At 44.7% G+C, this 25,387-nt stretch carries 19 protein-coding genes and 4 tRNA genes; 12 read left to right on the top strand and 11 right to left on the bottom strand.

The annotated features are described in order from the left end of the window. Positions 1–63: 63 nt before the first annotated feature. The 3 genes from AC3CIA_RS09945 to efpL form a co-directional block, all read right to left on the bottom strand. Positions 64–555, bottom strand: a complete 492-nt coding sequence (locus AC3CIA_RS09945) for an RNA methyltransferase (RefSeq protein WP_004729783.1) — start codon at positions 553–555, stop codon at positions 64–66. An 89-nt stretch (positions 556–644) separates the two neighbouring features. Further along, positions 645–974, bottom strand: a complete 330-nt coding sequence (locus AC3CIA_RS09940; protein ID WP_004729782.1) for an HI1450 family dsDNA-mimic protein — start codon at positions 972–974, stop codon at positions 645–647. A gap of 10 nt (positions 975–984) precedes the next feature. After that, complete coding sequence (gene efpL, locus AC3CIA_RS09935) at positions 985–1,554, bottom strand: elongation factor P-like protein EfpL (RefSeq protein WP_004729781.1); 570 nt, start codon at positions 1,552–1,554, stop codon at positions 985–987. 137 nt (positions 1,555–1,691) lie between these two features. Between efpL and AC3CIA_RS09930 the strand changes: the two genes are divergently transcribed. After that, a complete protein-coding gene (locus AC3CIA_RS09930) occupies positions 1,692–2,459 on the top strand; it encodes a nucleotidyltransferase family protein (RefSeq protein ID WP_054547342.1) in 768 nt (255 codons plus the stop codon). A gap of 160 nt (positions 2,460–2,619) precedes the next feature. Here AC3CIA_RS09930 and AC3CIA_RS09925 read toward each other — a convergent pair whose 3' ends face one another. Then, the gene (locus tag AC3CIA_RS09925) at positions 2,620–4,983 is read right to left on the bottom strand and encodes a DNA polymerase II (RefSeq protein ID WP_054547343.1); all 2,364 of its coding nucleotides are present in this window, start codon (positions 4,981–4,983) and stop codon (positions 2,620–2,622) included. A 426-nt stretch (positions 4,984–5,409) separates the two neighbouring features. On the opposite strand from AC3CIA_RS09925, the gene uvrY reads away from it, so the two are divergent. From uvrY to nspC, 10 genes are all read left to right on the top strand, one after another. Beyond that, on the top strand, positions 5,410–6,054 hold the full coding sequence (gene uvrY, locus AC3CIA_RS09920) for a UvrY/SirA/GacA family response regulator transcription factor (RefSeq protein ID WP_004729778.1): 645 nt from the start codon (positions 5,410–5,412) through the stop codon (positions 6,052–6,054). 15 nt (positions 6,055–6,069) lie between these two features. Then, positions 6,070–7,902 carry an excinuclease ABC subunit UvrC gene (gene uvrC / locus AC3CIA_RS09915; RefSeq protein ID WP_017078220.1) on the top strand — a complete coding sequence of 611 codons (1,833 nt, stop codon included), beginning with the start codon at positions 6,070–6,072 and terminating at the stop codon, positions 7,900–7,902. A 46-nt stretch (positions 7,903–7,948) separates the two neighbouring features. Further along, the gene (gene pgsA / locus AC3CIA_RS09910) at positions 7,949–8,506 is read left to right on the top strand and encodes a CDP-diacylglycerol--glycerol-3-phosphate 3-phosphatidyltransferase (RefSeq protein WP_488518066.1); all 558 of its coding nucleotides are present in this window, start codon (positions 7,949–7,951) and stop codon (positions 8,504–8,506) included. A 266-nt stretch (positions 8,507–8,772) separates the two neighbouring features. Beyond that, positions 8,773–8,846: transfer RNA gene (locus AC3CIA_RS09905), tRNA-Cys, on the top strand. A gap of 32 nt (positions 8,847–8,878) precedes the next feature. After that, positions 8,879–8,954: transfer RNA gene (locus AC3CIA_RS09900), tRNA-Gly, on the top strand. Positions 8,955–9,034: 80 nt separating this feature from the next. Next, a tRNA-Leu gene (locus AC3CIA_RS09895) sits at positions 9,035–9,121 on the top strand. A gap of 36 nt (positions 9,122–9,157) precedes the next feature. Further along, a tRNA-Gly gene (locus tag AC3CIA_RS09890) sits at positions 9,158–9,233 on the top strand. Between the two features lie 791 nt (positions 9,234–10,024). Beyond that, positions 10,025–12,976 carry a diaminobutyrate--2-oxoglutarate transaminase family protein gene (locus AC3CIA_RS09885; protein ID WP_488518065.1) on the top strand — a complete coding sequence of 984 codons (2,952 nt, stop codon included), beginning with the start codon at positions 10,025–10,027 and terminating at the stop codon, positions 12,974–12,976. Positions 12,977–12,984: 8 nt separating this feature from the next. After that, complete coding sequence (locus tag AC3CIA_RS09880; protein ID WP_237290216.1) at positions 12,985–14,235, top strand: carboxynorspermidine synthase; 1,251 nt, start codon at positions 12,985–12,987, stop codon at positions 14,233–14,235. Between the two features lie 211 nt (positions 14,236–14,446). Beyond that, positions 14,447–15,580, top strand: a complete 1,134-nt coding sequence (gene nspC / locus AC3CIA_RS09875; RefSeq protein WP_488518064.1) for a carboxynorspermidine decarboxylase — start codon at positions 14,447–14,449, stop codon at positions 15,578–15,580. 85 nt (positions 15,581–15,665) lie between these two features. Here nspC and AC3CIA_RS09870 read toward each other — a convergent pair whose 3' ends face one another. From AC3CIA_RS09870 to AC3CIA_RS09855, 4 genes are all read right to left on the bottom strand, one after another. Then, positions 15,666–16,202, bottom strand: coding sequence for an Lcl C-terminal domain-containing protein (locus AC3CIA_RS09870; protein ID WP_146457118.1), 537 nt, complete (start codon positions 16,200–16,202; stop codon positions 15,666–15,668). Next, entirely contained in the window at positions 16,202–17,851 is a 1,650-nt protein-coding gene (locus AC3CIA_RS09865; protein ID WP_488518063.1) for an Lcl C-terminal domain-containing protein, read from the bottom strand. The genes AC3CIA_RS09870 and AC3CIA_RS09865 overlap by 1 nt, the downstream gene beginning before the upstream one ends. A 192-nt stretch (positions 17,852–18,043) precedes the next feature. Beyond that, positions 18,044–18,556, bottom strand: coding sequence for a glycine cleavage system transcriptional repressor (locus AC3CIA_RS09860; RefSeq protein ID WP_010438087.1), 513 nt, complete (start codon positions 18,554–18,556; stop codon positions 18,044–18,046). Positions 18,557–18,809: 253 nt separating this feature from the next. Beyond that, the gene (locus AC3CIA_RS09855; RefSeq protein WP_017083899.1) at positions 18,810–19,721 is read right to left on the bottom strand and encodes a DUF3943 domain-containing protein; all 912 of its coding nucleotides are present in this window, start codon (positions 19,719–19,721) and stop codon (positions 18,810–18,812) included. Positions 19,722–19,930: 209 nt separating this feature from the next. Here AC3CIA_RS09855 and AC3CIA_RS09850 point away from each other — a divergent pair, with 209 nt between their 5' ends. After that, the gene (locus AC3CIA_RS09850; RefSeq protein ID WP_488518062.1) at positions 19,931–21,169 is read left to right on the top strand and encodes a CinA family nicotinamide mononucleotide deamidase-related protein; all 1,239 of its coding nucleotides are present in this window, start codon (positions 19,931–19,933) and stop codon (positions 21,167–21,169) included. Positions 21,170–21,330: 161 nt separating this feature from the next. On the opposite strand, the gene AC3CIA_RS09845 is transcribed toward AC3CIA_RS09850, so the two are convergent. The 3 genes from AC3CIA_RS09845 to AC3CIA_RS09835 are packed head-to-tail and all read right to left on the bottom strand — an operon-like array spanning position 21,331 to position 25,248. Further along, on the bottom strand, positions 21,331–22,176 hold the full coding sequence (locus tag AC3CIA_RS09845; RefSeq protein WP_488518061.1) for a dimethyl sulfoxide reductase anchor subunit family protein: 846 nt from the start codon (positions 22,174–22,176) through the stop codon (positions 21,331–21,333). A 1-nt stretch (position 22,177) separates the two neighbouring features. Beyond that, the gene (locus AC3CIA_RS09840; protein WP_004733360.1) at positions 22,178–22,798 is read right to left on the bottom strand and encodes a DMSO/selenate family reductase complex B subunit; all 621 of its coding nucleotides are present in this window, start codon (positions 22,796–22,798) and stop codon (positions 22,178–22,180) included. Between the two features lie 11 nt (positions 22,799–22,809). Continuing rightward, on the bottom strand, positions 22,810–25,248 hold the full coding sequence (locus AC3CIA_RS09835; RefSeq protein ID WP_488518060.1) for a DmsA/YnfE/YnfF family dimethyl sulfoxide reductase: 2,439 nt from the start codon (positions 25,246–25,248) through the stop codon (positions 22,810–22,812). Positions 25,249–25,387: the final 139 nt, after the last annotated feature.

The following is a 25,387-nucleotide window of genomic DNA, read 5'->3' as shown; positions in this document are numbered from 1 at the left end:
AACGATTAACTAGGTAGAAGTGCTTCACTAGCTAGGGTGACTAGCTATGGACTACGATTGGTATTAGGTCACTTTCAAATGATTAGAAAAATTATCACCCTTCGCCATGCGGTCATACAAAATAACATTGACCGCGGCAGCAAGGTTCATGCAGCCATTGGTCGGAACGTAGATGGTTTCACGACAGAAATCCGTGATCTCTTTTTTCAGAGTCCCATCTTCAGGGCCGAAGATATAAAAAGCACGAGGTGGGTGCTTATAATCAGGCAGAGGCTTAGCGCCTTCTATCAAATCAACCGCGATTGGTACGCAGCCAACGGGAATAATGTCTTTCAGGTCTTCAACACCAATTAATGGTAGCTCAAGGTGCTTTTCTTTGGTGTCGGTATGAAACTGTCGAGCGTGGTCATAACGGGTGCCCGTATAAAATACAGAGTTTGCTCCGTAGCAACCAGCTGCTCGCATTACTGAGCCAACATTTTCAGGTGTTTTGGGGTTTACTAATCCAACACAGGCATAGCCTTTGGATAGGGTATCTGTCTTTGCTTTGGTCATAATTTTGTAGAGTTGCAGTTTGGTAAAGTGATGAGGCTATGAAGTCGTAAGAAAATCAGCTCAGTACTCTGAGCTGATTTAAGAAGAGCCTAGTCGCGTTTCCACAAGATGTGACAGAACTTGTGTTCAGGGTCACGGCTGATCAGCAGACGAGCGAATACGTCATCTAAGACATCATCAGCTTCATTTACAAGACCAATGCGTACTTCAGCGTAGATCTCTTTGTCGACTTCAAAGCCAACATGTTCAACCCAATCGTCACCAGTTTCAACGAGCTCTGCAGCGCCACGATCTTCAAACTGAGCCGTGAATAGGATCACGTCTGCTGGTTCAAGGTTATCAGGAGCCATCTCTAGAAAGATGTCGTATGCAGTGTCAATTGCGTCGTCGTAAGACATTAGGTCGTTAGCTTCGGTCATAATAAATATCTTAGCTTGCGCGGTTCATGTATTTACGTTCAGCTGTGTTCACAACAACTTTGTCGCCAGTTGCAATGTACTCAGGAACTTGAACAGTAAGGCCTGTAGACAGACGAGCTGGCTTAGTACGAGCTGAAGCAGATGCACCTTTGATTGAAGGGTCTGTTTCTTCGATCACTAGCTCAACTGAAGTTGGTAGCTCAAGCGTTGCTGCAGTACCGTCGATAAGAATCGCGTACATGCCTTGAGTTTCTTCGTTGATGAACAGCAGTTCGTCTTCGATCATTTCACCGTTGAAGATGAACTGTGAGTAATCTTCGTTATCCATGAAGATGTACTCGTTGCCGTCAACGTAAGAGAACATCACTGCACGCTTAGTTACGTCGATAGTTTCAACGATTTCGTCAGCCTTGTGGCGAACTTCTGTTTTAACGCCAGTTGCTACATCGTGACCACGGAAGCGGTAAATCTTTTGACCGCCACGGCCACCTGGTGTTGTCACTTCGATATCTTTTACTAGTACTGTTTTGCCATCAACGTTGATCGCAAAACCTTTTTTAATCTCACTTGCTCTAGGCATTTTGTGTTTGTCCTTATTGGGTCTATCCGGTGATTATATCTCGTAGACGCTATAAATAGGAATAGCTTGAATCATAAAGTCACCTAAGCGATCATAGAGAGACAGTTAAATCATTATTTTATTTACCGAAACGACCTATGCAGCTACCTGTTATTGACCCAACACAGCCATTTCAACCTGAATTCCAACCTGTGGTTAACGATCTGATTACCTTTTTAAAAGGTGGGTTAGGATCCAATCTACACAGTGTCTATGTTTATGGCAGTGTGGCACGTAAGCAAGCCGTTGTCGGTCGCTCGAATCTAGATGTGGTCGTGGTTACTCATCGTCATTTCCCAGATCAACGAACTACGCTGCTGAATACCATCAAGTGGCGCTTCCAAAAGAGCTTCCCTCAGGTCACTCAAGTGGCAATCAAAACCACCTTGGTGAGCGAGATCGTTGATTTCGACAACATATTTACTTGGGGCTTTATGCTCAAGCATTTAGCTGTGTGTGTGCATGGTGAAGATCTATCGGACTGCTATGGTGATTTCGAAACGAGTTGGGAAATTGCTAAGCATTGGAATATGGATGCGGAAAACTGGTTAGCGGTTTATCGTAATAAGATTGCCCGAGCAACAACGCCAGAACAACAAGTTGCAGCACAGGTGATTATTGCTAAAAAGCTACTGCGAGCGAGTTATTCTTTGGTGATGTATCGTGACAAATATTGGTTCGATGACCCAATAGAGTGTGGTCAACAGTTCTTGAAATATCATCCAGAGAAAGAAGTCGAAATCCAAAGGTTAGGCATTTTACTTTCTGGTAGACCGATTCCTAAACGTTCGGTGATAGGGATTCTTGATGGCTTTGGTGAGTGGCTGGTTAAGCAGTATCAGAAAACTGAGTTTCGAATCGGGTAGGGGTTCGTAAGCTATCAAGCTATCCATTGATATGAAAAGCAGAGCAAGCTGAAGAGCACGTCTCTGCTTTTTCATTTTAAGCTTATCTCGATTTTTAATGCCTATTTCGAGTTTTAATACACATCTCGAGTTTGAAGGCCGTTTCGAAAATAGAATAGGTCTAGAACAGGCCTAGCTGCTGCCCGCTGACTCGTTCAAAATCTAAACCGATGAAGGGCAAGATAGCTTCTGCGACCGGTTTGATTTGTTTGTCGATGTAATGCTGATAATCGATGCCACTCTTCAAATACTCCTTTGGCTCAGGGCCACTCAGCGTAATCAAATATTCAATACGCCCTTTGTTTTGGTATTGAAGCGGGCGACCAAGTTTGGCATTTATCTCATCGGCCATACGAGCTGCGCGAACCTGTGGCGGAATGTTTTTTTGATACTCGTGTAGTTTGCGGCGCAAACGCTTTTGGTACACCAGTAAATCATCGTGTTTACCGGCAGCGGTTTCATCGACAAACTGTCTGACATAGTCCGTTGGATCTTGGTCGTGAAACACCATCTCATACAGGGTTTGTTGGAATTGCTGCGCGAGAGGTGTCCAATCGGTTCGCGCACTTTCAAGCCCTTTAAAGATGATCTTCTCTTGGTCGCCTTGATTGATCAAGCCTGCATAGCGTTTCTTCGAGCCGGTTTCTGAACCTCTAATAGTTGGCATTAGAAACTTGCGATAGTGAGTTTCGTATTCCAATTCAAGTATTGAGGTTAGGTTGTAGGTTTCTTTTAAGTGATTCGTCCACCAGTCGTTGATGTAAGCGACTAATGTGTTTCCGATCTCATCTGCTTTTTTCTGATCATAACTGCCGTTTAGCGATACGAAGGTTGAATCGGTATCTCCGTAAATTACTTGATAACCTTTATCCTCGATTAGAACCTTGGTTTGCTTCATGATCTCATGCCCACGCATAGTGATCGATGAGGCCAAACGGGTATCGAAGAAGCGACAGCCAGAAGAGCCAAGCACACCATAGAAGGAGTTCATGATGATCTTAATCGCTTGAGAGAACGCTTTTTCGTTGTTCTTCTTTGCAACGTCACGTGCTGCCCACAGGTTTTCGATCATCTCTGGTAGAAAGTGTTTAGAGCGATGGAACTGACCGCCACGAAACCCAGCCACCGCTTGGTCTTCTTCAGAGCCTAACTCTAACTTTAGTCCTTCTATCAGCCCCATTGGATCAATCAAGAAAGAACGAATGATCGATGGGTATAGGCTCTTAAAATCGAGTACCAAAACCGAGTCGTATAAATTGGGAATGGAGTCCATCACGTAGCCACCGGGGCTAGCAATCCAGTTCTCGGGCTCTAAATTAGGCGCGACGTAACCTGCTCGGTGTATTTGAGGCATGTATAAATTAGTAAAGGCCGCAACAGAACCACCAACACGATCCAGCTCGACACCGGTTAATCGAGAGCGCTCAATCGCGAAGTCGAGTAGGTGAGTGTGCTCGAAGATGCGGTTTACTAGCACGCAGTCTTGCAGGTTGTACTTGGCGAGCGAAGGCTTATCGAACTTAAACATCCGGTTTATCTCATCCATGCGGTCGTGAACGTTATGGATGTCTTTACCTTCGCCGAGTAGCTCTTGAGATACCGATTCAAGAGACCAAGAGCGGAAGTGGTAGGTCGCTGTCTTGAGCATGTCGATGCCATCCAACACAACGCGGCCTGGGATAGTGATAAAGCCTTGCTGGTTTTGTGCAGAACTACGGAAAAAGCTTGGTTGATTGTCTCTACCAATATTGAGCTTCACTTCGTTCCATTCTGAACGTTTGTGCAGCAGCCTAAAATCGAAATCAATGACATTCCATCCGATGATGATGTCGGGGTCAAATTCAGAAAACCATCTAATCATCGCCTCGAGTAGAGCTTTCTCATTAGGGACCCATTGGACGTTTGTGTCAGCCTCTTGTGGTTCGCCGACCATGATGACTCGGCTGTCCATCGGGCTGTCTAAGCCAATGGAATAAAGCACGCCTTTTTCTGAGCATTCAATATCAAGTGAAACCACAGATAAACTGGGTAAGTAATCGCCCGCTCTGCATTTTGCATTGGAGACTCTAAGATGCTGACTTTTTTGCACGGCAGTCCCAGTGAACTCAATGCTGCCTTTGATAAAGCGTTCCATTAGATATCGATCGGCGAGTCGAATATCGCTTTCAAAGGTCTGAATCTCTTCGCTGTGAAAGGCTTGTGCTAAACCAAAGCTACTTCTCGACAGTGAGGTGTAACATGCGGCGAGAGGAGTTTGATCGAATGTGGCTAGTTCTAGAGACTTGAATTGGCAATCGATCGACTCTTTCGCTGCGATTGCCTGACATTCTTCAACGTCAGATTGAGCGACGAAAAATACAGGTTTTTCATTTTGAATCGTCAACAGAGTTGGGCCTTGAGGGGAGCTTAACCACAAGTCAATTTGGGTACGCCCTGAAAAGTCTCTCGCTTGTCTTGTGAGTACAAAGCCTTGCTGAATATCCAATGTAGTAACCTATTGAAATTGGGAATCGAATACTACCATCTAGCGGCTCTCTGCGCACAATAGGCAACCAAAATACTAACTAAATTCTAGTTAACAGAGGCAAATAACGGGACTCAATAAGCAAATAAGTGAAATTATCGCGAATGGCTATTCAATGGTATTGAAAATATCTTTATCTTGTGTAATTTTATTGGGTGTTGTTTTAACTGGTTGATTTTTAGAAAAAGCTTGTTGTTTTAGTTAGCTTATTTGTTAATAAGTACTTGCTAAAGTTCGTGTTTCAGCACATATTCAACAGAGCTTTTTTTTAGTAATTAAGTTAAGATGTACTCAATGCTGCGATCCACTGTTCCTTTGTTCAATTGTTTCAAACAGATGAAATGACACAGTGGTTGCAGAGCCAATTAATAGTGTGGAGATACAAGTTTGATAAATGTTTTCCTTGTAGATGATCACGAGCTGGTTCGCACAGGGATACGACGTATTATTGAAGACGTCCGTGGAATGAACGTAGCAGGGGAAGCTGAAAGCGGTGAAGATGCTGCAAAATGGTGTCGTACTAATAATACTGACGTTATTTTGATGGATATGAATATGCCTGGTATTGGTGGCTTAGAAGCAACCAAGAAAATCTTGCGTTTCAACCCTGATGTTAAAATCATCGTTTTAACTGTTCATACGGAAAATCCGTTTCCAACTAAAGTGATGCAAGCTGGAGCTGCTGGTTACCTTACTAAAGGGGCGGGTCCGGATGAAATGGTAAATGCAATTCGAGTGGTTAATAGTGGCCAACGATACATTTCACCAGAAATTGCGCAGCAGATGGCTTTGAGCCAATTCTCGCCTGCGTCTGAAAATCCATTCGCAGACTTATCTGAGCGTGAACTTCAAATCATGATGATGATTACCAAAGGTCAGAAAGTGACGGATATTTCAGAACAACTCAATCTAAGTCCTAAAACAGTCAACAGTTACCGCTACCGTTTGTTCAGCAAATTGGATATCAGTGGCGATGTAGAGCTGACGCATTTAGCGATTAGACATGGAATGTTAGACACTGAGACCCTTTAACACTGAGATCGTATAGTGACCAACTTGTTTGACTCAGTGTCATTTCTCAAGACAGTAACAGAACAGCCCGGCGTTTATCGTATGTATAACGCCGAGGCTGTTGTTATTTACGTCGGTAAAGCTAAGAACCTCAAAAAACGCCTTTCCAGTTATTTCCGTAAAAAAGTCGACAGTGAAAAAACGCGCGCTTTAGTTAGCAATATCGACAAAATCGATGTCACTGTAACGCATACAGAAACAGAAGCTCTTATCCTTGAGCACAACTACATCAAGCAGTATCTACCGAAATACAACGTACTTCTGCGTGATGATAAGTCGTATCCCTATATTTTTATTAGTGGTCACAAACATCCTCGTTTGTCGATGCATCGTGGTGCTAAGAAGAAAAAGGGAGAGTACTTTGGTCCTTATCCTGATTCCGGCGCTGTGCGTGAGACGTTGCACCTAATACAGAAAATCTTTCCTGCTCGTCAGTGTGAAGATACGGTTTATGCCAACAGAACGCGCCCGTGTTTGATGTATCAGATTGGTCGTTGCGCTGCGCCATGTGTCAGCTCAATCATCTCTGATGAAGAGTACAGTGAACTTATTGACTACGTTCGTTTATTCCTACAGGGGAAAGACAAGCTAGTTCTTGAGACGCTCATCGATAAAATGGACAAGGCAAGCCAAGAGCTTCGCTTTGAGCAAGCTGCTGCTTTCCGCGACCAGATCCAAGCGATTCGACGCGTGCAAGAGCAACAGTACGTATCTGACGACTCAATGGAAGATATGGACGTGTTAGGTTTTGCTCAAGAAAATGGCGTGGCTTGTATTCACATCTTGATGATTCGCCAAGGAAAGGTTTTAGGCAGTAGAAGCCATTTCCCGAAAATTCCAAACAATACGGTGCGAGAGGAAGTCTTTTCGAGCTTTTTAAGCCAATACTATCTTGCACATAATGAAGCGAGAACCATCCCAACTCGTCTCATCCTTAATGCTGATTTGATGGAAGATGTCACTCCGATTCAAGAAGCCTTGTGTGAAGTTGCGGGTCGTAAGATCCACTTCAATACTAATCCTTCTGGAACTCGTGGTCGCTACCTTAAACTGTCTAACACCAATGCATTAACAGCCATTACCACCAAGATTAATCACAAGATGACGATCAATCAGCGCTTTAAGGAGCTTCAAGAAGTGCTGTCGATGGACGTTATCAAACGCATGGAATGTTTCGATATCAGTCACACCATGGGTGAAAGTACGATTGCATCTTGCGTAGTCTTCAATCAAGAAGGGCCAGTTAAACCGGAATACCGTCGTTACAACATCACAGGTATTACCGGTGGTGATGACTACGCTGCAATGGCTCAGGCGCTTGAGAGACGCTATTCAAAACAACTCGATGTCGACAAGATCCCAGACATCATTTTTATCGATGGCGGTAAAGGTCAGTTGAATCGTGCCCATGAGATCATTTCCAAATATTGGGATGATTGGCCGTTTCGACCAAGAATGATGGGTATTGCGAAAGGGGTAACACGTAAACCGGGTTTGGAAACCTTGGTGACCCTTGAAGGTGAAGAGTTTAATTTACCAAGTGATGCGCCAGCACTGCACCTTATCCAACATATACGTGATGAAAGCCATAATCATGCGATTGCAGGGCATAGAGCAAAACGTGGTAAAACGCGTAGAACCAGTGCACTTGAAGGAATTGAAGGGGTAGGGCCTAAGCGCCGTCAATCTTTGCTGAAATATATGGGTGGCTTACAAGAACTTAAGCGTGCAACTGTCGAAGAAATAGCCAAAGTGCCGGGCATTAGTCATTCTTTGGCAGAAAACATTTATCAAGCATTGAAACAATAGTAAAAATCCCGCACCATTAAAGCGCAATTAATAAGAGCCTAATAATATGCGTTTGAATATACCTAACATTTTGTCCTTACTGAGACTATTTTTGATCCCAGTATTCGTTGTTGTTTTTTACCTACCTTACCAATGGGCTCCTTTTGCTGCTGCAATGGTGTTTTGGATAGCGGGTTTTACCGACTGGCTAGATGGCATGCTGGCTCGTAAACTCGGGCAAACGTCTCGCTTCGGTGCCTTTATTGACCCTGTGGCGGATAAAGTGCTGGTTGCTACGGCTCTTATCTTGATGACTGAGCATTACCATTCGATTTGGATAACGATTCCAGCGGTTACCATGATCGCTCGTGAAATTATTATTTCGGCGCTTCGTGAATGGATGGCTGAAATCGGTAAACGTGCAAGCGTTGCGGTATCTTGGGTTGGTAAAGTCAAAACCGTTTCTCAGATGTTCGCTCTTTGGGTACTGATCTGGCGATACGACGACTGGATGGTGTGGGTAGGTTACATTGCGCTCTATGTTGCAACCGTTCTTACATACTGGTCAATGGCGCAATACTTGATGGCTGCCAAAGACGATTTGTTAGACGAAAAACATCATTGATGAAGAAGCGAGCTGAGGCTCGCTTTTTTGATCTTTAACCTAAGGTTAAGTTATCAATAGTGGATATCTAATGTGATATAGATCGCCTTTGAATGGCCTGTCCACAAAGTCCTTTGCACACAAAGTCAGCTATTTAGCCTGTTTCGTATGAAATCTATTCAAACGAATTAAAAATACAAAAATAATATTGACTCAATCCTCTGAATCCGTAAAATGCATCCCGTACCCAAGAGGATGGCAATAAGCGATTCGATTGGAGCTACTAAGGCGCCTTGGCAGAGTGGCTATGCAGCGGATTGCAAATCCGTGGACCTCGGTTCGACTCCGGGAGGCGCCTCCATTATCTCTTTCGTTTAGAAGAGTAATGAAAATGCGATACTAGCTCAGTTGGTAGAGCGCAACCTTGCCAAGGTTGAGGTCATCGGTTCGAACCCGATGTATCGCTCCAAAATTTGTAATGTTGATTGGCGTCAGCATTAAGATGGTGTTTTACTTTTCAGTAATCGGCATCGCAATAAAGAATTGCGTGCCCTGGTGGTGGAATTGGTAGACACAAGGGATTTAAAATCCCTCGGCGTTCGCGCTGTGCCGGTTCAAGTCCGGCCCGGGGCACCATCTATTAAAGTCTACGTCTTAACGGATGTAGCAAATGCGATACTAGCTCAGTTGGTAGAGCGCAACCTTGCCAAGGTTGAGGTCATCGGTTCGAACCCGATGTATCGCTCCAAATTAAAAAGCCCGAACAGAAATGTTCGGGCTTTTTGGTTTCTGCTGTTCAACATTTTATTACCCCACATTTTTCCTGTTTGACTCCCGTGGTTAGACGGTCGATAAAATACTCAAACTCTCATACCTTTAACTTCGTTTTAAAAGCGAGATTCCCTATGAACTCGTTCCTCGGGCATGAGGGACGAATGAACCGGGGTCGCCTTACCTAAAGATTAAGTTGACGATATTTGCAGCAATTTGTCAGTCACCGCTCCTATTTATCCAGCTATTATTAAAAACTATTGATCGTTCATTTCACTTTATGTTACTTTCCCGCGCAATCTCGGAATGATCAATGTTCAAAAAGAGCAGCGATAGCTTCTGGGGGATACGCGTAGTGACCATTCTTGCTGATTGGGACATTACGTAGGGTAGGTATCGGCTAATCCTTTAGCTGATAGACGGGATACTTATGGCGCAATTCGCCATGCTAATGGGAAACCCAACATTGAACACACTAATAACAACATTGCTAATCAGCTCTGCATTTCCAAAAGGGCCAGTTCTTCATAGCTGTCCGATACTGCACAAATGTCCAATTCTTCAAAACAGTAGCATTACTGAACCTTGAGCTCACGTTAACTAATTTTTGCTGTCCTAAGACGGCCTAATTTCGTATTCGTCATTTGACTTATGCGAGCGTACAGCTATATCTCATTATCTCATTTCTAGACAATACGCGTGTTTCACTATGAATTCTCTCTAAATCAATAGAGGGACGGTGTGCAATTGCGTCTGATGGAGGTGAGTATGAACACATTCAAGGGGATTTTTATGACTACCGCCTTTGAAGTCGATATTAATACTATCGCAAATTCATTTTCAACTATGGTTCCTATCGTTGAGGGAACTTACGACCTAACACCTGACGCTATTTTGCTTGAACAAGAGCAACATGAATCGGATGTTCGTTCATACCCAAGACGCCTACCTATTGCTATTAAACGAGCATGTGGTGTTTTAGTTGAAGATACTCGTGGCCAACTCTTTCTCGATTGCTTAGCTGGTGCCGGTACACTTTCTTTGGGTTACAACCACCCTGAAATCAACCAAGCACTTAAAGACCAACTCGATTCAGGTTTGCCATACCAAACACTTGATATTACGACTCAAGCAAAAGAGACGTTTATCAAGCGAGTTAAAGCTTTTCTCCCTCAAGATTTTTCAACTAACTCGGTTCTTCAATTTTGTGGCCCGTCTGGCGCTGATGCTGTGGAAGCGGCTATCAAGCTAGCCAAGCAAACAACAGGTCGTAACACCATGTTTGCTTTCCGTGGTGCTTACCATGGCATGACGAACGGCACCATGGGCATGATGGGTAACCTTGGCACTAAAGAGCGTCGTAGCGGCTTAATGTCTGACGTACATTTCATGCCTTTCCCATACAATCTTCGCTGCCCGTTTGGCATTGGTGGTGAAGCAGGTGCCAACGCAAGCATTCGTTACATCGAGCGTATGTTGAATGACGACGAATCTGGCATCATGAAACCTGCAGCAATGATCGTTGAGCCTGTACAAGGTGAGGGCGGCGTGATTCCAGCCCCGGCATCTTGGCTACAAGGCTTGCGTCGCATCTGTGATGAACACGGCATCCTACTTATCTTTGATGAAATTCAGTGTGGTGTAGGTAAAACTGGTCATCGCTTTGCGTTTGAAGAATCAGGCGTTAACCCTGATATTTTGTGCTTGTCTAAAGCGATTGGCGGCGGACTGCCTATGTCGCTGCTTGTGTTCGATAAGAGCATTGATACTTGGAAAGCGGGTGAGCACACCGGTACATTCCGTGGTAACCAATTAGCAATGGTATCTGGCGCTAAAGCATTAGAAATCATCGAGCGAGATGGTTTGGTTGAGCACGCGAACATCGCAGGCCAATACTTACGTCATGGGCTTGAGAGAATTCAATCGCGTGTGAACTGTATTGCTGAAGTTCGTGGCAAAGGCTTGATGCTTGGCGCTGAGATCAAGCAACCAAACGGCGAACTCAACAAATTTGGCGAGCCGCAATCAGACGGCGAGCTGACGTTAGCGATTCAACGAGCAGCATTAGAGCGCGGATTAATGGTCGAGAAGGGCGGTCGTGATGGTTCGGTAATTCGTTTCCTTCCACCTATGATTATCTCTTTTGAGCAGATCGACTTTGCATTGCGCGTCATGGAAGAAGCGATCATCGCAGCGGGTGGTGGTTTACGACAAGACCAAACACAAAGCGAAGAATCAAATCAGGAATGGAACAAGCATTTCATCCAGACGGGTTTAGGCGGTAGCGACGAATTTGCTAGCGTGATGAACCAAACTACTCAAGCGATGAAAGCGGTTTTTGAACAGGTTGAAACCCCTTATTCGGGTTTAGATCCAAAAATGCTAGAAGCAGCTATCAACGCTGTCGATCTCGATAACAACCAACACGCTTTGGTTGATGTTGTGGATAGCACGGCTGACTTAGTCGCAGCGAACTCTATCTTTGTGCAGCACCCAGACTGTATTGCACACCTTCACACGCCTCCTCTTATGGCTTCTGTTGCTGCGGAATCGATTATCGCGGCGTTGAATCAATCGATGGATTCATGGGACCAAGCATCTGCTGCGACTTATGTTGAGCAGCGTGTGGTGGATTGGATGTGTGACAAATATCAACTTGGCGCACAAGCTGACGGTGTTTTCACCAGCGGCGGCACGCAAAGTAACCTAATGGGTTTATTGCTTGCGAGAGATTGGGTTGCCGATAAGCACAATGGCCATTCTATCCAAAAGCTTGGCTTGCCAGAATACGCAAGCAAGCTGCGTATCTTATGTTCAAAGAAATCTCACTTCACGGTTCAAAAGTCGGCCTCTTTAATGGGTTTAGGTGAAGCGGCAGTGTGTTGTGTTGACACCAATGCAAACGGCACTATCAAGCCGGACTTGCTAGACGCAGAAGTGAAAGCACTTAAAGCTCAAGGGTTGATTCCTTTTGCTGTTGTCGGTACCGCGGGTACAACCGATCACGGTGCTATTGATGACCTGGAAGCGATAGCTGACATCGCCAACCAACAAGATCTTTGGTTCCATGTCGACAGTGCTTACGGTGGTGCGCTTATCTTAAGTAGCCATAAAGCTCGCCTGAAAGGCATCGAAAAAGCGGACTCAGTGAGCGTTGATTTCCACAAGTTGTTCTTCCAAACAATCAGCTGTGGTGCTGTGCTTCTCAAAGACAAAGCGAACTTTAAGTACCTACTGCATCACGCAGATTACTTGAATCGTGAGCACGATGAGCTGCCAAATCTAGTCGATAAGTCTATCGCTACCACCAAGCGTTTCGATGCACTGAAAGTCTTCATGACTATGCAAAGCGTTGGGCCAAAGCAACTGGGTGATATGTACGATCACCTTCTAGAGCAGACGCTTGAGGTTGCCGATCTGATTCAGATGCATGATGATTTTGAACTGCTTGCTGAGCCGTCTCTTTCGACTGTGCTGTTCCGTTCGGTTCCTAGTAATGGACAGTCAGCAAACGGTGTTCTTGATTTAGACAAACTGAATCAGACGTTAAGACTGGAGGCGTTGACTCGTGGCGCTGCCGTGCTTGGCGAAACGGTCGTTGATGGTAAAAGTGCGCTGAAATTCACTATCTTGAACCCGTGCTTAAAGACATCAGATTTCAAATCTCTAATTAACAAAATTCAAACTCTAGCCACTGAGCTAGCAGAACAACAAGGGTAATTAATACTATGGCTATTCTACAAATTGGTGCAGGCGGCGTTGGTTGGGTTGTTGCACATAAAGCAGCACAAAATAACGAAGTACTGGGTGATATCACAATCGCTTCGCGCACAATCGCGAAATGTGAAAAAATCATCGAATCGATCAAAGGTAAAAACAACCTTAAAGATTCAACTAAGAAACTAGAAGCACGTTCAGTAGACGCTGACGATGTTGATGCGCTTGTTGCTTTGATTAAAGAAGTTAAGCCTGATCTTGTGATCAACGCTGGTCCTCCTTGGGTAAACATGGCGATCATGGAAGCGTGTTACCAATCTAAAGTCTCTTACCTAGATACATCGGTAGCGGTTGACCTATGTTCTGAAGGTCAACAAGTACCACAAGCTTACGATTGGCAGTGGGGCTACCGTGAGAAGTTCGCTGAAGCGGGCATCACAGGTATTCTTGGCGCGGGTTTCGATCCAGGTGTGGTATCAATCTTTGCAGCGTACGCGGTTAAGCACTTGTTCGATGAGATTGACTCAATTGACGTGATGGACGTGAATGCTGGCGATCACGGCAAGAAGTTTGCGACAAACTTTGACCCAGAAACCAACATGCTTGAGATCCAAGGCGATTCTTTCTACTGGGAAAATGAAGAGTGGAAACAAGTACCTTGTCACTCTCGTATGCTTGAGTTTGAATTCCCTAACTGTGGCTCTCACAAGGTGTACTCAATGGCGCACGATGAAGTGCGTTCAATGAAAGAGTTCATCCCAGCTAAGCGTATCGAATTTTGGATGGGCTTTGGTGATGCATACCTGAACTACTTCAACTGCATGCGTGACATCGGTCTTCTTAGCCCTGATCCGCTAACGCTACATGACGGCACTGTGGTTCAGCCCTTACATGTTCTTAAAGCGCTGCTACCAGATCCAACATCTCTAGCTCCGGGTTACACAGGTTTAACGTGTATCGGTACTTGGGTTCAAGGTAAGAAAGACGGTAAAGAGCGTAGCGTATTCATCTACAATAACGCAGACCACGAAGTGGCTTACGAAGACGTTGAGCACCAAGCAATCTCTTACACAACCGGTGTTCCTGCAATTACGGCTGCACTTCAGTTCTTCCGTGGTGAATGGGCTGACAAAGGCGTGTTCAACATGGAACAGCTAAACCCAGACCCGTTCCTTGCAACGATGCCTGAAATCGGTCTAGATTGGCATGTTCAAGAGCTAGAGCCTAAACAAGGTCTACCTCTGATCCACACTTTGAAGTAATTTCTGGTTCTTTGCCCTCGTCGCGTTGTCCATCGTGCTCATTTACGTTCGTAAACTCCGCGCGATGTCCTAGCGACAAGGTCAAAGCTCTGCGAATTCCATTCAAAGTCATATGATTGACGAGAACGTATAATTACAAGCCGATGCTGTTGCGTCGGCTTTGTTCGATTATCATGTGCCTTCGTGAACTCGAGGGCCGCAAGGTATTAACATGCAAAACAACGAACTAAAAACGCCTTATTTCATGATCAACGAAGATAAGTTGATTGCGAATTTAGAGATAGCTAAGCAGCTGAAAGAGATTTCAGGTGTGAAGTTGGTATTGGCACTCAAGTGTTTCTCAACATGGGGTGTGTTTGAAATCATCAAACCTTACCTCGATGGCACGACAAGCTCTGGTCCATACGAAGTAAAACTTGGCCACGAAACCTTTGGTGGTGAAACGCACGCTTACAGTGTCGGTTACAGCGAAGATGACGTTAGAGAAGTTGCCGATATCTGCGACAAGATGATCTTCAACTCACAAAGCCAGTTCGCAGCGTACCGTCATATCGTTGAAGGTAAGGCTTCGCTGGGTTTACGTTTAAATCCGGGCGTGAGCTATGCAGGGCAAGACTTAGCAAACCCTGCGCGTCAATTTTCTCGTTTGGGCGTACAAGCTGATCACATCAAACCTGAGATCTTTGATGAGATTAATGGCGTGATGTTCCACATGAACTGTGAGAACAAAGACGTTGATGCGTTTATCGGCCTACTTGATTCAATCTCAGAACAGTTTGGTGAGCATTTAGATAAATTGGACTGGGTGAGCATGGGCGGTGGTGTGTTCTTCACATGGCCGGGCTATGACATTGAAAAGCTTGGTCTTGCGCTAAAAGCCTTCTCTGAAAAGCACGGCGTGCAGATGTACCTTGAGCCGGGCGAAGCCATCATCACTAAAACAACTGACTTGGTTGTGACAGTAGTTGATATTGTTGAGAACGTGAAGAAAACGGCGATTGTCGATTCAGCAACCGAAGCACACCGTCTTGATACGCTTATCTACAATGAACCAGCATCGGTATTGGAAGCCTCAGAAACAGGCAGTCACGACTATGTGATTGGTTCATGTTCATGCCTTGCGGGCGACCAATTCTGCGAAGCGAGCTTTGATGAGCCTCTGAAAATTGGTCAAAAGCTGCATCTGTTGGACAGTGCTGGTTACACCATGGTGAAACTGAATTGGTTCAATGGTTTGAAAATGCCGTCTATCTATTGTGAGCGCAGCAATGGCGAAATTCAAAAATTGAATGAGTTTGGCTATGACGACTTCAAACGTTCTCTGTCGCAGTGGTCAGTAAAGTAACTGAGTCATAGCTTCAGAACAATAAAAAGAGCAGCCAATGAGCTGCTCTTTTTGATTTTGGACTCTTACTTGATGAAAGAGTGTTTTACTCGTTCAATTCTTTTACTAAGCGGATAAGGGTCATCCCACTTGAATTTGTGGTTACTTCTTGTGCTTCTGTGAAGTCAATTATCAATCCGTCGTGATTAGTATTGATACCATTATTGTCCGGAGTATTTGTCCAATAAGGTGCATTTATTGTTGTTGGGAAGTAACTTAGATTAATAGCTGGCTGGGTACAGCGGTAATCAACAATGGAACCAAGCTCTTTGATATTTGGTAGTCTAAAACTATTTTGAGATCCAATTGTTGTTAATGTTGTATCAGCCGCCGCGGCCAAAGCATCTTGAAAAGAGATGTAGTTCGTAGGGAACCCGCTACAAAGATTACTTTCTGTATCATAGGTTTCCCCGAGACTGCATTTGGCCCATAACAGGTTGGTGTGTATATCTAAGATCGTTCCATCTTGGCGGTCGATGAATTGACCATCAGTTTGGGAAGCGGGTTGATTTTCAACACAGGTTTGAGCGGAGCCTAAACTCGGAGCAAATAGGGCTGCTATAACATAATATTTAAGTTTCATTATTCGACTACTCCACTTACTGCGATAACACCTTGATAAGTCCCTTTGTTACAAAGTTTCATTTGCCCGCTTGATGTATCCATACACCATGCACTGCTGCTGGCTCCAACAGAAGTGGACTGCGTAAAAATAGTACCAACAGAGCTCACATTCTTGATGTATGGGAAGTAATCAACAGTCGTTGGGTCAATAGTGCCCACATTATAGTTAATAAATGAACGAGCTTCTGCCGGAGAAGGCAAACGCCAGTTATTGACGCCACATGCACCAAAGCTATTTAGGTTGGCTAAGTAACCTTCGGCATCACAACGTCTATTACCTGAAGAATTGGTCGAGTAAGCACACGCAGAAGAAATTGGTCCGTCAGCCAGAAGCTCATCATTTTTATGACCGGCAGAACCGCCATTCGTTGTGGAAACTGAATCATACCATGTGTATTGGTAGGCAGCGCTGCGCCAGTAGGCCGATTTTGTCGAATATGGGTACGGGTTTGCATCAGGGGCATTGGCGTAATCTTCTAACCATTGATCGATTGCGCTTTGATTTGGTAAGTCGATTGGTTGCTGTTTGGCTTCAATATACATACCTGTTCGTTCATCTCGAACGCAAGACCAATCCGTGGCGCTATTTGGAAGAATGTTGCCACTGTAATCTAATTTAGTGAATTTAAAGCCGTATTGACCGTCTGAGTGGTCTGTACCGTTAGTACTATCTAAACCATAGTTGGCATCTTGCCCGGGGTAATTGGCTGGCGCAGATATTAAATCGTGGGTTGCACCATCAGAGTAGGTAGCAAAACCCGTATCGTTAATCCCTCTATCGCCGGGTATATAAAATGACAGCGAGTTGTGATCGCTATCGATCGAGGTATTTCCGCTACTGGACATGGTGAATATAACCGATTCCCCCCCTTCACTTAGCCTATCTTGTTTGGCTGTTACTTTTATTGCGTGCGTTAAACTTTCGGCGGGAATCGTAATAGTCATGCTACTAAGATTACTGGTGTAATCATCATTTGAAGCTATCCCACTTTTTTCTAGCGTAACGGTAATATCTTGGTAGGAATAGTGGCTTAACTCAATGTTACTGCTGTCACTATCCCCTTCTAAGACCACTTTGCTGGTGTCGCTATAGCGAATACTTGGTTCAGAATCACTATCGGATAACGTCACATTTGTTTGAGCATTGTCGATCTTATATAGATCGCTACCATCTGCGCTTATAGAATAATGAAGAGTTTTGCTTCCTTCATACAGATTATTGTGCACAAGGTTTAATGGCAGATCTGCGTTTGTTGCTCCTGCCGCAATTTTGACGTTTTGGCTAGAGATAACATCGTAGTTCTTGAACGCACCACTGGAACGTGTCGTTACGTCACTGGTTGAGATCGTCAAGGTTAGATCTTGGCTTAAGGCTTCGGAAAGAGAAACGGTGATCGACTCTGTTTTTGACCCTGATTGTGGTTCAGAAAATGAAACACTATTAGGGAGGCTAACAGTAACCGGGGAAGAGGATGAACCAGTACTGGTTCCTGTCGTTGTTGTTCCACTGTCATTATTTTCATGGCCGCTTTTACAGCCGCTAAATAGTGTTGTGAGAAGGATTACTGAGATGGCATTGAGTTGCCAACTCGACCTTTTTCTTTCCATGTATCAACCTAAGCTACTAAATTATATAAGATATCTATGATAACAATAAATTCATATAAATGCTTGGTTTCATATGTCTAGGTTATGTTTTTCTATCCTTTTTATTCGTATTTTTGTAAGTTATGTAAGTGAAGTGTATTTCTCATTAGTTAGCCTCCCAACAACGAATCCATTGTCGGGAGGGTAGGTAACTTAACTCTCAATCATCACACGAGTATCTTCACTGAGCGTTTCTAACTCGTTGACGACATCATCAATCAGAACTTCAATTGGCAGCTTAACGGCAATCTTGGAAGTAAATAGGCTTGAGCTAACGCCACCGCCGCCAGCGATAAAGACACGGTGGCAGTCCATATCGAGAATGCTGATCCCTTGTCTGTCTAATACATGTGTCACTTCGTTGACGATACCGGCTCTGTCGTTAGAGTCGAGCCTTAAGTGATGGATTGTATCTTGTGCGTTGTGAGTGTGGTCTGAATCAACAAACTGCACGATCAAGTCAGTATTGGCGCTGAAAGCCTCTTTCACAATCGATTCGTTGATGGCTGGAAGTTGAACCTTAAGTACGCCTGCGACCTGGTCTTCAATAAAATTAACTTTACTGATGAGCCATTTGCCGTCGTTTTCGTGAGTAACAGCAGCAAGTTGTTTGATTGTTGCTGGTGATGCTTTTCCGATAAAGTTTACGATAAATGTACTGTTCATATCAGCCCCCAAAGTTTCAATGATTCGTTTCTAATTAAATGTTTGATATCACGCGATAAAGTTCTTTAATTTCAGTGTAGAAGTTTACATCGAACAATGTTTGACCTACGTCAATTTTTGAAACTAAGCTGTGAAGTAAAAAAAGAGAATGAAGAGTAGGGCACAAAAAAAGCGGCTAGAGAGCCGCTTTTTAGAAGAGTTGTCGCTTTTATTAGGAATGCAGTAACTTGAAATTCATAGACTGAAAGACGATTTAGAACGTTACTTTAAAGTTCATACCAACAAATTGAGAATCGTATCGTGCGCCAGCATCGTAGGCGAATCGCGCAGCGTCTTGGTTGTCCCACCAAGGGTTAGTATTCAGGTTAACTTCTGCATCACCACCCCAAGCGTCACTTACCCAGTAGTGGATGTGGCCAACAGGGTTTAGGAAGAATAGAGACACATCACCCATGGTTTGAGAGCCCATCACTTCACCACCTGAAGCAACGATATCTTGTTCTGCTTCTAGCATCATTTCACCGACAACCGCACCAAAGAATGGTGTGATAAACAGATCTTGCCATGATGGTACTTCAGCAAACGCTTCTACGCCGTATTCCCAGAAGAATGTCGACATGGTCCAAGAGTATAAGAAAGACTCAAACTCATCGTAACCTGCGTGTCGAGCTGCGGTGTAGTAAACACCACCGAAATACGGGTGCATCACGTAGTTTAGGAAGTGTTCGTCACGATCCCATACTGGGCCTTCGGAAACGTTATCTTTCCATTTTTTACCCAGTGCGCTGATATCACGTTGGTCATCATCCCACTTAGTGATACTTTCAGGTAAAAGAGTCATTAGACCAACGGTTGCGACACTTAGGCCAAGAATGGTGTAGGTTTGACCCATTAAGTAATCCCAATCTTTGCCATCGCTGACAGTAAGGTAGATTGGTTGCTTATCGATCGTTAGATCGTACTGATCACTTGATTCGCTTAGTGCATAGTTCTTGCTAGGCTTGTAGGTGTACAAGCTTTCATTAACACAGTAATCTTGAGCACATTCATCCGAGTAAGAAAGGTTGATTGGTTGGTCGAAGTCGTATTGGCTTGCAACCGAGTTAACTGACATTAGCATTGAAAATGCAGCAGTAACCTTCGTTAGTAACGGTGATTTGGCCACAAGGGTCTCCATGAGAAGTTAAGAATTGATCAGAGTCACAATTATCTATTAAATGCCTGATTTAGGGAACTAATAATTTATTGCTTTTCCTAAGAAAACCTTAGATTTAACATTATTAATATTTGTGAAAAGGTGAAATGTCTCAAACTCAACCATAGACCAGTTTGTAAATAATGCAGTGTCTTTTTATGACTACAAAGGATAGAAATATGACGAAAATCGCAATGTTAAGCACTGGTGAAGAAGTTCTTCATGGGGACATTGTAGACACAAACGCAGCTTGGATGTCTGCTGAGTTTTATCAGCACGGTTTTGCCCTAGCGAAACGTTCGACTGTGGGTGACCAAATGAATGCTCTAGTTGAAGAACTGCTGATGCTGAGTTTTAACTATGATGTGGTTATCGTTAATGGTGGTTTAGGACCGACAACTGATGACATGAGTGCGGCGGCGGCGGCGGCGGCTTCAGAGCAGAAACTCGTCATGTTCCCTGAATGGCTAACTCGTATGGAAGAGATGTTTTCTGGACGTGGTATGCCGATGCCGGATAGCAACCTTAAACAAGCTTTGTTACCAGCGAGTTCAGAGATTGTCGATAACCCTGTGGGCACGGCTTGCGGCTTCAAACTGAAAATCAACGATGCGACTTTCTATTTCACTCCGGGTGTACCGAGTGAATTCAAACGCATGGTCACGTTTGAGATTCTTCCTGATTTGTCGCGTACTTACCCTCAAGTGGTTGCCTCTGAATGCAGTCGACTGTTTACGTTTGGGTTGTCTGAGTCGGGTATCTCGGATGTGTTAGATCAGCTTAAGCTTCCTGCCGGCTATGAACTTGGCTACCGTTCTTATCTGCCGTTCATTGAGGTCAAACTGTTTGGTCCTAAGGCAGACTTAGAAACTCGCGTTAAGTTTCTGCAAATGGTTTACAAGCTACTAGAAAGTAATGTCGTCAGTGTTGATGAGCCTATGATTGATCATATTGGACACATCATGGCGGAGAAAAAGAAGACGTTATCTGTGTCTGAAGTGTCGACCAAAGGCGCATTGTCAGCGTGGCTGCAATTGAATGAGCAGGTAGAAGATTGCTTCGGGCATTCGTGGTTGATGGCTGAGCCAAAAGAGAGTGAACTTGAGAAGAGCGATCCATTAGCTGCAACCTTTGCTCTGGCTGGCGCAACAAGAGAGAAGTGCGGTACTGAGCTCGCTTTGGTGACTGGCAAGTTAGAGGGCAACACATTCAGCGTTGCATTGTCGACCGAAGCAGGCGAGTGGGGCCAGGTGCTTGAATTTTATCGTCAGTACTCACGCGAAGACCAACGTAACGTGATTAAGACCGTTGCCGCCGATATGCTGAGAAGGCATTTAGACAACAAACCGATGTTTGGTACTTACTCTTCGGTTAAGCGATTGAAAGACATGTTTATTCCAGCGGCTATTATTAAGTAAGTATTTAGGCGAGCTAACCAAGTCTGTACTAAAAACGCGAGAAAAAACGAAATAAAAAGGCCCAACATCTAAATAGGTGTTGGGCCTTTAGTTTATCTAGCCTTCTAGATAACCAAACAAGCAGCTATGTTTACACGTAACTCATGTCTGTAGGAACTTGATTACAAACCGCTTGTCATATGTAGACTATAGAACAAACCACGGCCGATTAACTCTGAAGCCAAGAACAATACTAGTGCTAAGCCAAGGTTTACTGGGTTCACTTTTGCTTTGTTCAGCATAGGTAGAATCCAAATCAACAAGCTTGCCATTAGCAGTGCCACTTGAAGAATTACATAGCTACCTAAACCATCGACTAACTCAGACGCTTTTGCCGCTGAAGTTTGGATGTCACCGATTAGGTTCAGTTTTCCTACTGTCACGAGCAAGCTGATAGCAACTGCGATAACAGCTAGCATGGTGATGTTACGGTCAACCGTAAAGCGGCTGTCGTTTGCGAGTACAATCACGAACTGAGATAGCAGCAATCCACCCACAACCATGGTCATGATGAAGCTCAGTGGCGTGTAGATGTTGTCCCACGTTGGTACTGTGTTGATCATGTATACGTTGATCATCGCGTACATAAAGATAACACCCAACACCATCGCGCCAACCATCAGTGCTTTCTGGATAGCTACGCCACCTTTCTTAAGCACAGACAATAGCCATTGCAGACCACCGACAGCAAAGAATGCTGCACCGAAGAACACTTCGTTAGACAACCAAGCTGAGCCTAGTTGGTTAAAAGCGTTAAACGCGCGCAGTGGAGAGCCAAGGTGCGTTGTCGAGAACATGAAGCCAAGACCCATCAGTGCCCATAGAATGAACATTGGAACCTTGTAGCTGTTCAGCTTCTCTTCGTCATGACTAAGTACCAGTGCACGTGCGCCAATCAGTAAGTAACCACCAACCGCCGTTTGCGCTAGCACCGTAAAGAAGATTAAAGACCACTCATGAAAAATCATCTTACACCTCCTTCGGGTTTGCTAGGTGACCACTGGTATCGCCAGTCGGCTTCGCGTTTTTGTTCAGCTTAATCACGATGTTTGGTAGCGTTTCTGTTGAAGATGGCAGTGGAGCCACATCCGCACCAGAGCCGTACTTCTCGCGAAGTGTATTGATTTCGCCAAACTCCAATGCACGAAGTGGGCAAGACTCAACACAGATAGGCTGTTTGCCTTCAGAAACACGTTGGTAACAACCATCGCATTTAGTCATGTGACCTTTCTTAGCATTGTATTGTGGTGCGCCGTAAGGACACGCATTGCTACAGTGCTGGCAACCAATACATACGCTCTCATCAACCACGACCAAACCGTCTTCATCACGTTTGTGCATCGCGCCCGAAGGACACACTTTCACACACGCTGGGTTAGTACAGTGGTTACAAGCGATAGAAAGGTAGTAAGAAAAGACATCTTTCTGAACCCAGGTATCACCATCTTGAGTGAAGCCACCACCTGCGTATTCGTATACGCGACGGTAGTTCGTTTTGATGTCTAGATCGTTATAATCTTTACAAGCAAGCTGACAGGTTTTACAACCCGTGCATTTACTTGAATCAATGTAAAAGCCGTATTGTTTCATTCCAACCTACCTTATGCTTTGTTTAGCGCTTTGATTTGAACTAGGTTTGTATGCTGAGGGTTACCCTTAGCAAGTGGGCTCGGGCGCTGAGTGGTCAGCACGTTAATAGAGCCTGCATGGTCGATCTTCTGACCATCTGGTGCGTACCATGCACCTTCGCCTAGTGCGACAACTCGAGGAAGAATCCTAGGTGTCACTTTCGCTGGAATGTGTACTTCGCCACGGTCGTTGAAAATACTCACCATGTCGCCATTTTTAATACCGCGCTCTTGAGCATCAATCGGGTTGATCCACAACTCTTGCGGTGCTGCTGCTTTGATTTCAGCAACGTTGCCGTAAGTCGAGTGAGTACGAGCCTTATAGTGGAAACCGGTTAGCTGAAGTGGGTACTTCTCTGCTAGTGGATCGTTATGACCTTCAAAAGAGTCCGCGTAAATCGGAAGTGGATGAATTACTTCGTCTTCTTTCAGTTTCCAAGTCTTCGCGATATCAGCCAGTTGCTCTGAGTAGATCTCGATCTTGCCGCTTGGTGTTGTCAGTGGGTTCGCTTCAGGATCTTTGCGGAAATCTTCGTAAGCGATGTAGTGGTGGTCATAGCTACGTTTGTAGATACCCAGCTCTTTCATCTCTTCGAAAGTTGGCAGTGTTGGATCGTTCTTACGAGTTTCAGCGTAAAGATGCTCAATCCATTGCTCTTGTGTACGACCTTCAGTGAACTCTTTTTCGACGCCCATGCGCTTCGCTAATTGAGAACACATTTCATAGATAGATTTCGCTTCGAACTGAGGCTCGATCGCTTTCTGCGCGTAGATGAAGTAAGGCATATTCGCTGCTTTACCATCCATACACCAGTCGTCTTGCTCAGACGTTGTTAAGTCTGGCAGGATGATATCGGCGTATTTCGCTGAAGAAGTCATATGGTTATCAACCACAACAATCATTTCACACGCACTTTCATCTTGAAGAATCGCGTGAGTCTTGTTGATGTCTGAGTGTTGGTTAATGATGCAGTTACCTGCGTAGTTCCAGATCATTTTGATTGGGTTCTTAAGGCGCTCTGCACCGCGAACACCGTCAGTGATGTCGGTCATTTCATGGTGACGGTAAATCGCGTCTGTCCACATGAACATTGAAATTGAAGTTTCAACTGGGTTTGGCACAGTAGGGAAGCGAACAAACGGAATGTTGATGTCACTTTCACGAGCGCCTGTTGAACCGCCAGATACACCCACAGAACCGGTGAGTAATGACAGCATTGCGATTGCACGACACGCTAGCTCACCGTTCGCAGTGCGTTGTAAGCCCCAGCCTTGGTGAATCGCACATGGTTTCGCTGTGCCCATCTCGCGACCAAGCTTGACGATAGTATCAACGGGAATACCGGTGATCTTAGAAGCCCATTCTGGTGTCTTCTCTACGCCATCTTCACCTAAACCTAGGATGTAAGATTTGTAGTCGCTGTTTTTAGGCGCCGATGCAGGCAGAGTTTTCTCGTCGTAACCGACACAGTATTTGTCTAGGAACGGTTTATCGACAAGGTCTTCAGTGATCATTACGTGTGCAAGACCCGCTACCAATGCAGCATCTGTAGAAGGACGAATTGGGATCCATTGATCTTCACGGCCACCGGCAGTATCGGTGTAGCGAGGGTCGATGATAATCGTTCTTGCGTTCGATTTGTTTTTGCTTTCTACATAGTGGTGGATCAGACCGCCGCCAGACATGCGTGTCTCGGCAGGGTTGTTACCAAACTGGATGTTAAGCTTAGTGTTCTCTAGGTCAGAGAAAGAGTTGTTGTTTGCCCAACCACCGTAGGTGTAGCTCAAGCCTTTCGCGATTTGCGCTGTTGAGTAGTCACCGTAATGGTTTAGATAACCACCACTTAGGTTCATTAGACGAGCAATCAGCGTTTGTGCTGGTGGCCAAGACTTAGTTACTGTACCGCCAAGTGTACCTGTCCCGTAGTTTAGGTAGATGGTGTCGTTACCGTAGTCTTTGATAAGGCGTTGCATGGTGCCAGCAACTTCATCGTAAGCTTCTTCCCAGCTAATACGTTTGAATTTACCTTCACCACGTTTACCCACACGTTTCATCGGGTATTTCAGGCGATCTGGGTTGTAAACACGGCGGCGCATAGAGCGACCACGTAGACAAGCACGAACTTGGTGATGACCGTATTCGTCAGTACCAGTGTTGTCGGTTTCTACGTATTTGATTTCACCGTTTTGCACATGCATACGTAATGGGCAGCGAGAGCCACAGTTTACAGTACATGCACTCCATACGATTTTCTCATCCACACTCTCAGCAACCGCAGCCGCTACTGGTTTGGATTTGAAAGGTAAAGCGATACCGCCCGCGAGTGCGGCTGCGCTACCTACCGCAGAAGAAGCTTTCATGAAGCCTCTTCGAGTAAGATTCATTACCCCAGATTCTTTCTTATTCGTCATTCTAAGATGCCTATTGTTATTGATGACTAGCACTTTATAGGTAGTTTAGTCTCTATGTTTTTATTTCTAATTATTGATTGATTGGCATCAAATAAGATCGGAATTAAAATATTATGAATCGAATGTATAAAATAGATCA

This window comes from Vibrio sp. QJM3NY_27 (assembly GCF_057785955.1).
The sequence above is the reverse complement of the archived record's forward strand: the minus strand, read 5'-3'. Positions and strand labels throughout refer to the sequence as shown.